At 38.9% G+C, this 13270-nt stretch carries 12 protein-coding genes; 2 read left to right on the forward strand and 10 right to left on the reverse strand.

From position 1 onward, the window contains the following. Positions 1 to 292: 292 nt before the first annotated feature. The 3 genes from EXE10_RS00005 to EXE10_RS00015 form a co-directional block, all read right to left on the reverse strand. Entirely contained in the window at positions 293 to 1192 is a 900-nt protein-coding gene (locus EXE10_RS00005; RefSeq protein WP_130111927.1) for an esterase/lipase family protein, read from the reverse strand. A 141-nt stretch (positions 1193 to 1333) separates the two neighbouring features. After that, the gene (locus EXE10_RS00010; RefSeq protein WP_087554316.1) at positions 1334 to 2305 is read right to left on the reverse strand and encodes an esterase/lipase family protein; all 972 of its coding nucleotides are present in this window, start codon (positions 2303 to 2305) and stop codon (positions 1334 to 1336) included. 214 nt (positions 2306 to 2519) lie between these two features. Next, the gene (locus EXE10_RS00015; protein WP_130111928.1) at positions 2520 to 3554 is read right to left on the reverse strand and encodes a lipase secretion chaperone; all 1035 of its coding nucleotides are present in this window, start codon (positions 3552 to 3554) and stop codon (positions 2520 to 2522) included. A gap of 136 nt (positions 3555 to 3690) precedes the next feature. Here EXE10_RS00015 and truB point away from each other — a divergent pair, with 136 nt between their 5' ends. Further along, positions 3691 to 4596 (forward strand): tRNA pseudouridine(55) synthase TruB, encoded by a 906-nt coding sequence (truB, locus tag EXE10_RS00020; RefSeq protein ID WP_130111929.1) that lies wholly within the window; start codon positions 3691 to 3693, stop codon positions 4594 to 4596. 69 nt (positions 4597 to 4665) lie between these two features. Then, the gene (locus EXE10_RS00025) at positions 4666 to 5433 is read left to right on the forward strand and encodes a sulfite exporter TauE/SafE family protein (protein WP_130111930.1); all 768 of its coding nucleotides are present in this window, start codon (positions 4666 to 4668) and stop codon (positions 5431 to 5433) included. 267 nt (positions 5434 to 5700) lie between these two features. On the opposite strand, the gene EXE10_RS00030 is transcribed toward EXE10_RS00025, so the two are convergent. From EXE10_RS00030 to EXE10_RS00060, 7 genes are all read right to left on the reverse strand, one after another. Beyond that, the gene (locus EXE10_RS00030; RefSeq protein ID WP_130111931.1) at positions 5701 to 6981 is read right to left on the reverse strand and encodes an FAD-dependent oxidoreductase; all 1281 of its coding nucleotides are present in this window, start codon (positions 6979 to 6981) and stop codon (positions 5701 to 5703) included. 126 nt (positions 6982 to 7107) lie between these two features. Then, the gene (locus tag EXE10_RS00035) at positions 7108 to 8190 is read right to left on the reverse strand and encodes a patatin-like phospholipase family protein (RefSeq protein ID WP_130111932.1); all 1083 of its coding nucleotides are present in this window, start codon (positions 8188 to 8190) and stop codon (positions 7108 to 7110) included. Between the two features lie 87 nt (positions 8191 to 8277). After that, positions 8278 to 8871, reverse strand: coding sequence for a hypothetical protein (locus EXE10_RS00040; RefSeq protein WP_130111933.1), 594 nt, complete (start codon positions 8869 to 8871; stop codon positions 8278 to 8280). Between the two features lie 79 nt (positions 8872 to 8950). Next, positions 8951 to 10570, reverse strand: coding sequence for an ABC1 kinase family protein (locus tag EXE10_RS00045; protein ID WP_130111934.1), 1620 nt, complete (start codon positions 10568 to 10570; stop codon positions 8951 to 8953). An 8-nt stretch (positions 10571 to 10578) separates the two neighbouring features. Next, positions 10579 to 11244, reverse strand: coding sequence for a ubiquinone biosynthesis accessory factor UbiJ (locus EXE10_RS00050; RefSeq protein ID WP_130111935.1), 666 nt, complete (start codon positions 11242 to 11244; stop codon positions 10579 to 10581). Between the two features lie 12 nt (positions 11245 to 11256). After that, positions 11257 to 12201, reverse strand: a complete 945-nt coding sequence (gene ubiE, locus EXE10_RS00055; protein WP_130111936.1) for a bifunctional demethylmenaquinone methyltransferase/2-methoxy-6-polyprenyl-1,4-benzoquinol methylase UbiE — start codon at positions 12199 to 12201, stop codon at positions 11257 to 11259. A gap of 152 nt (positions 12202 to 12353) precedes the next feature. Next, positions 12354 to 13061: an FFLEELY motif protein gene (locus EXE10_RS00060; protein ID WP_130111937.1), complete on the reverse strand. Its 708-nt coding sequence runs from the start codon at positions 13059 to 13061 to the stop codon at positions 12354 to 12356. Between the last annotated feature and the right edge of the window lie 209 nt (positions 13062 to 13270).

Below are 13270 nucleotides of genomic sequence, written 5' to 3' on the forward strand. Positions count from 1 at the left end.
CAAGGACAATTGGGTATTTGGTTTGCGCATAGTTTGAACTGACATAGTTGGGTTTGATTTGTGTTATTACGCCTGCTTGAGTCGATAAACTTATAAATAAGCTTAAAGTGAGCATGCTAGATAGAAGTAGTTTTATTTTCATTTTATCCTCATTCTTAATTTTTATTGACAATTCATTTTGTCACTAAAAATTATAAAGATAAAATAAATAGTGTATGTATTTTTGTGTAAAAAATAAACAATTTTGATGGGTGGGAGATGCTGAGGGGCAGCATCTTAATTGTTCTTTAGATTATAAACCTTGCAGTTTTAGGCGGTTGGCATGTTGCCTGAATAGAGCCACAGGGTCTTGAGAGAATAGACCACGTAAGCCCAATACCTGATTGACTTCATCAAAGTGATTATGCTCGTAGTCATTACGGATCACTTGACCATAATTGGCTGTACAAACAGATAAAATACCATCATTACTGGCAGTTCCCATGAACAGGGCAGGGACGATAGTCATTAATGCCGTATCCAAGACATCAAACAGATTGGTGACTTGACGATCACCTGTCCATGAATAGTGATGAATCCCATTGCTTGTGATTTTTTGTCCAGAATTTGAAATATTACAATTGGATGGGGTTGCAGCAGTGGCATATTTTGCATTAAAAATGGCAGTACCAATAATATTGAAAATTTTTGAAAGTGGTACTGCAACCACTTGATACTTTAACATATTATCTGCAAATTCCGCACCATGCATAGCGCCAGCTATAGCAGTTACTGATGCCACTTTGTTCGGGGCAACAGCTTCAACATATTGGCTAGTAGGACCACCATGACTATGACCAAACAAATTTACTTTGGGTTTTCCTGTCAGTGCAATGATTTCATCAACTTGTTGTAGGAGTTGTTCACCACGTATTTCTGTGGAATTTAAGGGCGAAACTTGAGTGGCATAGACTTGGGCTCCATTGCGGGCAAGGTCGGGGACAATTTGATACCAATAATCCATACCAAAAGCTTGTGTACCTAAACGACTAAAGCCAAACATGCCATGGGTAAGGACGATAGGATATTTAGTTTGCGCATAGTTCGAACTGACATAGTTGGGCTTGATTTGTGTTATTACGCTTGCTTGAGTCGATAAACTTATAAATAAGCTTAAAGTGAGCATGCTAGATAGAAGTGGTTTTATTTTCATTTTATCCTCATTTTTAATATTGTATTGACAATTCATTTTGTTAATTATGATTATAAAGATAAAGTAAATAGTATGTGTGAAAATCAAATAATATCGATGAATGGAAGATACTGAATATCAGTATCTTGATCATCTTTAAGATTATAAGCCTTCGAGTTTTAATCGATTGGCATGTTGGCGGAAGAGCACAACTGGATCAGGTGCAAACAACCCTTTTAAGCCTAAGATGAGATTGACTTCATCGAGGTGGCTTTGATTGTAATTGTCTCGAATAACTTGCCCAAAATGAGTATTACAACGACTGACCAGACCATCGTTATCTTTATTTTTATAAGAAAGCGGTGCTAATTGAGAGATAGCAGTATCCGCAATATCAAAGAGGTTGGTTATTTGTGCCGTCCCAGTCCATGAATAATGGTAAACACCATTCGTTGTTACTTTTTGTCCCTGTCCACAGTCTGTTGGGATCGCAGCACTAGGGTATTTGTTATTAAATTCTGTTGAACCTTTTTCACTGATACTTTTCAATGAGCGATCAAGGCTATTGCTTAATGATGGATTGCCTTCAAGAATGGTAATGATAGGTGCAATGAGATACTGTCCTAAAACCGTCATCACACTGCTTGCTGCTTGATTTGCCAGTAAATCATCCGCGACTTTCGAGCCTTTAATGGTACCCGCAACGGCTGTTAAAGAGGCTACTTTTTGCGGTGCGACGATTTCAATATAACGAATGGTTGGGCCACCATGGCTATGACCAATTAAATTGACTTTAGATGAACCAGTTAATGCGAGGACTTCATCGACTTGTTGTAAAAGTTGCTCCCCACGAACCTCAGTAGATTCCAATGGTGAAACTTGGGTTGCATAAACATTTGCACCATTTCGGGCAAGATCAGGTAGGATTTGGTAAAAATAATCCATACCAAAAGACTGTGTTCCTAAACGTGTGAAACCAAACATGCCATGATTAAATACGATGGGGTATTTGGTTTTTGCATAATCTGAACTGACATAGTTTGCACTGACTTTTTGGAGCCCAGAGGCAGAAGCCGACATTGTGCTGAGCCCTATGATGAGTCCGATTCCAAGTGCATTCATTGTTAATTTCATGGTGTATTACTCTTTTTGTTTTTGATGGTTTGAAAGAGCCATCATGCTGAGATATTTAGTTTTTAAGCAATCTGCGTTAACAGTTACTTTTTGCAAAAAATTGTGATGCTGAAACTTGAGTTTGATGCCGGCATTTACAGCAGCGACATAAACTCATTACCAATAACGTATTGTCGGTATTCTCTATATTCCCTGTGTATTGAAAATTTGATCATTAATTCGCAAATGGTAATTTCCCTCCTTGGTCATGAATAGTTTCAAAAGTTTGTAAGCGTAATTGCTCTTGTTGATTGCTAAATTGTTTTTGTTTGAGTTGTTCCACAGCACTTTGTTTTGCTGAATCACTCATATTACTTTTGATAATGCTGTCGCGATCAGTAAGATATTGGGTGACTTTACTTTTCCAATCATTGCGTTGTACATCTAAGCTTTCTAAGCGTTGTGTTGCTTCAGCACCGACAAGATTGGTGCGCATTTGACGTAATTCCTCAGCGGAACCTCCACGAGCTTTAATCTCAGCTGTGAGCTTTCTCAGATCTTCTAGTTGGTTGAGTTGCTGTAGGTTTTCTTTCCAATCTTCAGGAAGTTTGTCGAAGAGGTCTTTGAGTTTCTTGGCTTTTTCATCAGTAGATAAATTTTTATTGTCCATGATTGCCATACGATCCACAGTATATTGGTCATAGGTGTCTTGAGTGCCAAATAAGCCTTGAATTTCGTAGTCTGAAAAGAATTGTTTTCTTAAACTTTGGGTGTTATTCACAATTTGTTGATAATACTGCACACTTTCCTTATCCGCAGTGGGGGCTTGTAAGTCACCAAGTTTATTGCGGTAGTTGATGTAACGTGTCCATAAATCCCCGAGTTGTGAACGAACAGGATCTTGATAACTAACTTTGATATAGCTGAGAAAATCCGTTTTAATTTGTTCAACCGTTTTTTCACCATACTGAGTAATGAAATATTCAAAACAGTCTTTAGTTTGTTCATTCACAATCAAACGGTTGCTTGCATCTGTTCGGATTTGACAATTGATTTGGGTATCTTGTTGGCTTTTACTGGCAAAACTTATGGCTTCTGAAGCAGAAATTTGAGATGGAGCTAATTGTCCAGCTTGCTGCTGTAGTTGTAGTGTATTGTCTGAATTTTTAGTGTCTTGTGTACTTGGTTTTAACCAAAAAATAATCGCTAAAATAAGGATTAACAAAACAATAGTTGCTAACCCTAGCATTTTTTTTCTAGACAGCTCCATCTAATATCCTATTTTTTAATATTTTTATAGACAAAGCAATTTGACATAAAAGCATCAGTTTCTCATTTAAAATTTGTAAAAATAGACAAGTGGTTTTTGTTAAACTACATCAATCACATCTTTATATAGTCTGATTATGTCCGCTAAAGCTCAAAAAATATCACGTCGCCATATCAGTGGTGTTTTTTTATTGAATAAGCCTTTGGGTATTAGTTCAAATGCAGCCTTGCAGAAAGTACGTTGGTTATACCGTGCGCAAAAAGCAGGACATACAGGGGCTTTAGATCCTTTGGCTTCTGGTTTATTACCCATTTGTCTGGGTGAGGCGACGAAATTTTCACATTATTTACTCGATTCAACTAAGCGTTATCAAACCACAATTCAATTGGGCAATAGCACCACGACAGGTGATGTCGAAGGTGAAACCCTTTTAGAAAAAGCAGTTCCTGAATTAAACCCAGACATGATCGAGCTGGTTTTGGCGCAATTCACAGGAGATATTCAGCAAATTCCTCCGATGTATTCAGCACTTAAAAAAGAAGGTCGTCCTTTATATGAGTTGGCACGTAAAGGCATTGAGATCGAACGCGAAGCTCGTCCAATCACCATTGAGCAAATTCAACTTTTATCTTTTACAGCAGATTCAATAACGCTAGATGTGACTTGTTCAAAAGGGACGTATATCCGAGTTTTGGGTGAGGATATTGCCAAAGCCTTGGGTACTTATGGACATTTGACCTATTTACATCGAATTAAAACAGGACATTTTGATCTTCTTCCTGAATATACGATTGAGTATTTAGAAAGTTTGACTGAGCAACAGCGTGAAGCTTTGTTATTACCCGTGTATGCACCGATTGATCATTTCACTAAAATCCAAGCACCTGAAGGTCGTGCAGAATACTTTTGCCGCGGTATGGAAAGTAATATTGACCATGCTGCCGAGGCTGAGGTTTTGGTTTTTGAGGGTGATAAATGTTTAGGGCTGGCAGAAATTAGTGATAAAAAGCGTTTAATTCCAAAAAGAGTGTTAAACCTCTAAATAAACCATCAGTTTTGTTGGCAATGTTGTTATTATTTCTCACATTGTGAAAACTTTAGAGTAAGTGGTATGGAATTTGATCTGATCCTCAGTCTAATCTTTTTTGCCTTTTGTGCAGGTGCAATTGATGCGGCTGTCGGAGGTGGGGGACTTATTCAAATTCCAGCGTTAATGGGCGCGTTACCGCATTATCCAACTGCAACGATCTTTGGAACCAATAAACTGGCTTCTATTTGTGGAACGGCATCTGCTGCTTTCTCTTATTTAAAACAAGTCAAAATCCAGTGGAAATTACTTGCTGTTATTGGTGTTACTGCATTTATCAGTTCATTTGGTGGTGCAGCATGTGTATCACTGATTCCTCAAAATATTCTGCGACCATTCGTGCTATTCATGCTGATTGTGATTGCGATTTATACTTTGTTAAAAAAGCAATTTGGTCAAATACATATTCAACAAGAAATCACCAATAAAATGCTATTGATCGCAGGAGTCGGTGGTTTAGCCATTGGTTTCTATGATGGTATTTTTGGACCAGGAACAGGAAGTTTCTTTATTTTTTATTTCATTCGTTATTTAAAAGTTGATTTTTTACATGCATCTGCATTGTCAAAAATCGGTAATTTTATGACCAACTTTGCTGCTTTAAGTTTCTTCATTCCTACCGGACATGTGTTATTTCAACTGGGTTTAATGATGGCAGTTGCTAACGTTTGTGGTTCATTGGTCGGAGTAAAAATGGCTTTGAAATATGGTAGTGGCTTTATTCGTATTTTATTTCTAATTCTTGTGAGTGTCTTAATCTGCCGTTTAGCTTATCAAATGTTTATGGGTTAAAGATGTGAGTTAAGGCTTTTAATATTACGATTATCGTATTTGAGTTTATTAGGACATGGAAATTTTCGTTCTAATAAACTTTAAGTTATTCAATATTTCTAAAATCATAATTTTATATTGTTCAAGTGCTAATTGAGATGTAGTTGATCTGACCATCTATGTGATCGAAGCCGAGTGTCATAAAAAGAGCACTCAAATAAAAAGTGATTATTCACTAATGGGAAAAGCGGGATATCATTCCGAGAGGCTTAGTGTTTATAGTTACTGTTATTTTTTCTTGCCCATCGAAATTTCCTCATACTTCATTTGACTAAACATGCCTGATTTTAAACCTGACACGGTAATTGCCATTTCTTTACGGAAGTAGGGAATACGATACATCCATGAAAAGCTTAGATCACGGAATCCACCTGCCCACCAATGTTCCGATTGATAGAGTGGTGTGAGTAGGCGACTTAAAAATTGATAAAAGGCTGTCGAACTTTGACGATGTTGGTGATAAGTTTTCCAAAGCTGTGGATAATCAAGTGATCCATTCTGTGTTGCATTTTCAACAGCTTGTCCTAAAGCCCACGCATCCAAAAGTGCCATATTTGCACCTTGCCCAAGTTGTGGGCTCATGGCATGTGCCGCATCGCCAATCACACCAATGCGACCCTCGCCAAACTTTGACATCACCACATCACGATAATTTGCTGAAAGCCATTGCTGTTTATCTTCAGGATTGGCAATCACTTGTTCTAACCAATCTGCGACAGGTGACCAACGTTTTGAAATTTGTTTTAACCATTCTGAACGTGCTTGATTGGTCTGTAAAAAATTGCCCAATTGATCTGTGGGTAAACTCCAAAACACACTTGAAAGCCGTTGCTCAGGTGCAGTTGGTATAGCACCTGTTGGCAGGATTCCCATCATGATTTTAGAGCGATCATAAAACTGATGCAGAATTTGGGTATCGAAGTCTAAACATTCGGGAACAATGGTCCATTTTGCACCCCACGGATAGGCTTGATCGACTTTAACCCACGACTTGGGTCTGAGTTCGCTTCTTGCACCATTGGCAATAATCACACAATCAAAAACTTGATCGAATTTTTCACCATTGACAGTACCATAGACTCGAATTTCATCTGCAGCTTCTTCAAGGCATTGAATATCTGTATTCATTTTCCATGTGATCAAATCAGGATATTCACGGCATTTATGTTCAAGAACATGACAGAGCGTTGCTCTGTGAATCCCTAGACCATAAAAATCGGGATGTGCTTGTGCATAATGACTATCGACCAGTTTAAAGCCACTTGGTAGTTGACCTTCTAAGCCTGTTACGATTGCACCCAATTTTACAGCATCATCCAATACGCCTAAATGTTCAAATACTGCAAGCCCTGAGGGTTGTAGTAATAAGCCTGCACCCACAGGTTCGAGTTTTTCAGCTTTTTCAAATAGAGTGACGTGAATATTTTGTCGTGCCAATAGGATTGTGGTGGCAAGCCCTGCGGTTCCTGCACCGACGATGGCAATTTTTAGATTTTTTGTTTGAATCATTATTCAGAAGTGTATTTGTAATTGTTTTCAATTTAACAAATTAAGTAGCTTAAGCAAGTTATAAATTTATGGATAAAATTTTTAATTCTCACTCAGTCCCCCTTTAAAGAGGGACTTGCCTACGATTTACAAATCCATCATCACATCAGCAAAATTCTGCTTTTCCACCAGTTCTAAAAATTCATCGCCCATACGTTGACTTTCAGCCACAGACTGTCGCCATAATTTTTTACGTTCACTATCTGATAAGCCTTTCATCACAAAGTCTTTACGGTCAGGGAGGCGACCCAAAGGCAATGATTTTAGGTATTCCGCAGACGGTGAAAGTAGCAAAGTCCGTGCTTGATTTTCAGGATTGGCTTTGCGGGATTTAAACATCTTATCGAACCAACCAGGGGTGATACTGTCGGTGAAATGTGGATATAAAACAATCCCTTTACTGTCAAATGGCAAGTCGATGTGATAGTCGATCAAACCGCCATCACGATATGCGCCTTGTGGTGCATCGGCAATATTTTTTACTGCAGGAGTTACACCCGGAATCGAGCCTGAAGCCATCAGCCAATCTGCGACATTGTTGGTATTAAAATTGACATAATGGGTTGTAAAGGCATCATCCTGAATTTTAAATTGTGGGAAATGTTCAGGCTGACTGATTACCCGTTGCATAAATTTATTCAAGTGATTGCGTGAAATTGCATTGCTACCAATGATGCCCAGTAATGAACTATATAAGGCAAGCTTTTGATCACTTTGGAAAATATGTTCTGCCTTAGCTGCGATAATCGCAAGGTGATAATCAGGGTGAGTGACTAATTTTTCAGATTGATCGCCTAATATTCCATGTAACATATCACGTGATATTTTTTCAATATCAGCGATTTTCATGCCTTTATGAAAGGGTAGATTGATATATAACTCTGCCAGTTGTTCAGCGCCTTTTTTCTCACCTTGTGCAATGAGGCTTGCAAAACGCCATGCACCCACTGATGAGCCGATGAGATAACGACGTTGTTTCGCTCTTTGTAGGAAATCACCGAAAATGGCTTGATCCAGACCCATTAAACCTATGCCTTTGGGACCGCCTGCCGCACCAGGAATCATATCAACATGGTGTGCTTGTAGTCCTTCTTTTTGAATCAGTTGTTTGGCAAGTGTGCCTGCTTGGATAGTTAAAGTAGCAGGGTGTTTTTGTAGGATTTGGGTCATGGGTTCACTCACTCAAACGGATGAGGGTATTTTAGTGGTGAGGGATTGTTGGACAATGGCGAGAGGTTTCAGTGGGTGACTTGGGAGTCATGACTGTTCTTTATGCCAGCGTAAATGAAAGTATTCTTCTATATGTATTGAAGAGTCAAAAGTATACTCACGATTACAGCTGCCAAAAAAGTTATTCCAGTCATCTAAATCTAAAAATTCTTGTATATCTGAATCAAATGCCTGCCCAATTTCTGGGAAGTCCGACTTGAAAATATTATCGGAATTTTCTAAGCCAGATTTTTGAGTTATGACAATCTGCTCTTCAATTAGATTCTGTGCAATGTGGTATTGGATGACTCCATTTTCAAGTTTTATAAATTGTGCTTCTGCTGTGGTTGTTTTCAATTTACCCAGTAAAACTGTGGTTTTATACTTTTTAGATAAATATATTAAAAAATCAAAAATGAGAGGATCTGTTAAATCATGATAAGGAAAGTTAATGTCAACCCAATAAATACTATGGTTACAGGAAACGACAATAGTATGAATTTTTTTATTGTGGTCGGTTAAATACCATTCCTGAATAATTGGTAAACTCAGTTGATAAGTAATTTTATAAAAATGTTTTATTTCATCTATAACGGAACAAATAGATAGATGTTGAATACTTATGTTGGAAAAAGTTCCCATATTAAATTCACTACATTTTCTATTTTTAATAACAAATCACATCAACGCTGATGTGATTCTTTATTTTTAAATGCTTAAACTATTTCGCAATCCGCCAAACAGCTAAAACACTCGCCAATACAATGAGTACAATCGACACATACCACGGTGCAATAATCGCTATCGACAATAAAATCGCCATGATACTGCCGAACATCCAACTGCGTTTTTGTTGATGTTCAACTTCCAAACGCATCATTTGCAATTCATGTAACTGTTTCGAATGCCATGCAGACTGATTTTTCAGACCATTCAAACTATCAATCAGCAATGTAGGGAAATCTTGCACACCTAACAGTAGGTCAGGAATTTTTTGTCCTAATTCCTTTAAGTTTTTCTGCGGATTCATCTGTGCTTTAACCCATTCGGTCAGAATCGGTTTTGCCAAACTCCAAATGTCCAAATCAGGATAGAGATCTGTCCCTAAGCCTTCCACATGCACCAATGTTTTGAGTAATAACATCAGTTGTGGCGGAATTTCCAAATGGAAACGACGGGCAATGTCCATGACTTGAATCAGAATGCCTGCAAAATCCAACTCGTGCATTGGTTTAGACACCATCGGTCCAACGGTACGACGCATTTCACGGGCGAGGGCATCTTGATCAGTTCCCGGTGGAATCCAACCCGCTTGATGCACGATCTGAATCAATTGCATAAAGTCGCTATTCATTACCGCAAGTAACATACGGGCAACGGTCATCTGATCTGACTTGGACAACTCACCCATAATTGCACAGTCAAGGGCAATATAACGAGGTTTGCTTGGATTCAAGGTTTCAACAAAGACATTTCCCGGATGCATGTCTGCATGGAAAAAGTTGTCACGGAACACTTGGGTAAAGAAAATGGTTAACCCTTTTTCAGCTAAATCTTTACGATCCATGCCGAGTTTTTCAAAGGTTTCAATGTCAGAAATGGGTACACCTGTGATGCGTTCAGCGACCATCACATCTTTACTATCCATATATACTTCAGGCACATACATCATGTTTGAGCCTGTGAAGTAATGGCGCATACGGCGGGTATTATCCGCTTCTAAAGTCAAATCCAATTCATTCAAAATGACTTGACGATAGTTCTCGATAATTTCTGAAATATGCACAGCTCGTGCTGCTTCAAGGCGCTTTTCCAAATTCGTGCCTAGCCATCTTAGAATTTCAAAATCCTCTAAGATTTGACTACGAATATCAGGTCGAGTGACTTTAATGACCACTTCACGACCATCATGTAAAGCTGCCGTGTGTACTTGCGCAATCGAAGCCGCAGCTAAAGGCTGTTCATCAAAACGAGCGAAAAGTGTTGAGATATTGGCTTTGAGTGATTCTTCAATACGTGTTCTTGCAACATCTGAATCAAAAGGTTTGACACGATCTTGCAATAACACCAATTGCTGTAGAATTTCAGGTGGAATCAAATCACGGCGTGTTGAAAGTAATTGCCCTAACTTGATTGCCAAAGGTCCCATTTTTTCTAAAGCTTCTTTGAGCTTCAGTGGATTTTTCTTCTCTTTACTTGACCATGCCGCAGGGTGCATACGAATAATCGACAAGGCATGGCGGGCTTTTTCAGGTAATTCTTCCGCAGGTACCAATGTATCGAGTCTATAGTGAGCAGCGATGCGCCACAGGTCGAGCAATCGGGAAATGTGCGGAATCATAAATGGTCTTACCTAGGTTGTTCAGAGTTGAAATGGTTTTGAAGCTCTTGGATTTTCGCTTCAAGCCGATCAATATTTTGGTTGAGAGAACGGGTATCCTGTTGCAAATCATTCATTTGCCAACGTGGAGCAACTAAGCCAGTGTCTTCTTTTAAAAAGTCTTCGGCAAAAAATAAATGACTTTGTAAAGAGCGTTTGATCAGTTTTGGTGCAAGCTGAATTTTACCAATTTCATGTGCAAGTGCAGGACCAATCCACGGGCTTAAATGCGAGGCTAAATCAGGTTCAGCCTGTTGCAGAATACGTTGAATATCCTGTAGCAGGTGATAATCACCTTGAAGTGGAATATTACCAATATCTTCTGCAACAAACAGTTTGGCGAGTTCAACTACACTTTTGACATGTAAAGTCGCAGTTGCTTCTGAAATCGCAACTGTTTGATCAAAAGGACGTTGTTCAAAGATCGATGGTGTATCACTTTTACCTGTCACCGTCGGTTCAAGCCGAACTTTATGCGTATCAAAAAATACATCAACAGACAATTGTGGTGAATCGATCACCACACGTAATAATTTACCTTGTAATTCATCGAATTGGATACGAGTGATCGCATCCAAATTGATAAATTGATTGATCAGCCGTTCAACAGCACCGAGTGCCAAAATTGACCACATGGCAATTGACCTTTAAAGTTTAAAACCGCGATGCACAGCCACGATTCCACCTGTTAGGTTGTGGTAATCGGTGTTTTGGAAGCCTGCATTTTCCATCATACCTTTTAAAGTGCGTTGGTCTGGATGCATACGGATTGATTCAGCCAAATATTTATAACTTTCAGAATCATTCGCCACAAGTTTACCCATGATCGGTAAAGCAGTGAATGAATACAAATCATACAATTTTGAGAATGGTTCGAACACAGGTTTAGAGAATTCTAAAATGAGTAAACGGCCGCCTGGCTTAAGTACACGATACATCGCAACAAGTGCCGCATCTTTATCGGTCACGTTACGTAAACCAAAACTGATGGTTAAAAGGTCAAAACTATTGTCTGCAAATGGCTCTAAAGTTTCAGCATTTGCCAATACGAAATCCACATTGGTACAGCCTGCATCGAGTAAACGATCACGACCCACATTCAACATTGATTCGTTAATGTCTGATAATACAACGTGACCTGTAGGACCCACTTCACGGCTGAAGACTTTGGCTAAGTCACCTGTACCGCCTGCAATATCAAGCACATGCTGACCACGACGCACACCTGACATATTGATCGCAAAACGCTTCCATAAGCGGTGGATCCCGAAAGACATCAAGTCATTCATGATGTCATATTTAGCCGCAACTGAGTGGAACACTTCCGCCACTTTTTGTGCTTTATCTTCACTGCTAACCGTTTGGTAGCCGAAATGTGTGGTTGCACCGACATTGCCTGTGTTTGCGCCACGAGGTAGATTGTATTTAGGCACAGTGCCTGAAACTGGGGTATCGGTCAGCTGTTGTTGTAAAGATTGTTGCTGACCTTGTGGTGCGCCTTGTGGTAATGGTTCGGTTAAGAATGGGCTCACTTTGTCTGTATTGGTTGCCGTTTCAGCAGGTGCTGTAGGCTTTTGGTCTTCATTCGACATTTGAGTCACTCCTGAACACAAAAATGGGAAATTTTATATTGCCCTGCATAATGACAGATTCTGAAAAAATTTGCAGTCATCATCCAACAATTGTTATGAATAATATACAAAAACCGATCTAAAAGATCGGTTTGTTGAGTGCACAATTAAAATTAAATTTCAAATGGATGTGGATGCCCTGAATGGACTTTTTCAACAATCTCAGTTTCTTTTACGGTAAATTCGTGAATAAACTTGGCTGCGGATTTCATCGGTTTCATTGCCACAAAACCTTCACCAATAAAGTCATACATCAGTTCAAATTTATATTTCGCTGCTGTGCCTTTACACATTTTAAAAGCAGTATGCATGATAAATGAGCGCATATATTTATCCAATGCGCCGCCCAAATCATCCAATAGCCCCAATTGCTCTAAACGGGCATCGTGTTGATCAAGTTTAAGCAAGGTTTGGCGCATCATTTCGTCATCAATGGCTTGGTCAGCAGGGTAGTCTTGTAAAAGTTGTGCTGCGACTTGTTCATCGAGTTGCATTGCCAATACAGCAAGCCCGACTGACTTTAAACCTGTTTTGATGGCATTTTCAGGAATGATTTTTTCTGCTTTGTGCGCATACTTTAAAAGGCGTTCAATTTGCAAAGCGAGATCATCAAACTCAGGACCACCATATAAACGGTTGATAAAGTATTTCGCCATCAACTGGTTTTCTTTTTGGTTAAACAAATCATGGTGCGTTTTTTGAATGCGAACTTTTAACCAATCTTGGGCTTCATGTAGGCGCTTTTCAAGAATTGGGTCAGTGTGATAACTCAATTGTTGGTATTGTTCTAAAAGCTGATCGAGTGCAGCAAGTTTTGACATACAAAAACTCTAAATTTCGTTTTATAAAAGCATAAAGGCAGTTTAATCATATCGCCATGACAAAAGTACAAAAACAATTGGGAAATATGGTCAGTGGATGTCTTATTCAGCGAGATTAGTTTGCTTCGCTGTATTTTTATACAGAAAAGATATGGTGTGATTTTAGAGAATGGTTATACTCGAATGAAGTACAGTTAAATCAAAAGAGT

It is taken from the genome of Acinetobacter sp. WCHAc060033, from assembly GCF_004209125.1.
GTDB classification, from domain to species: Bacteria; Pseudomonadota; Gammaproteobacteria; order Pseudomonadales; family Moraxellaceae; genus Acinetobacter; species Acinetobacter wuhouensis.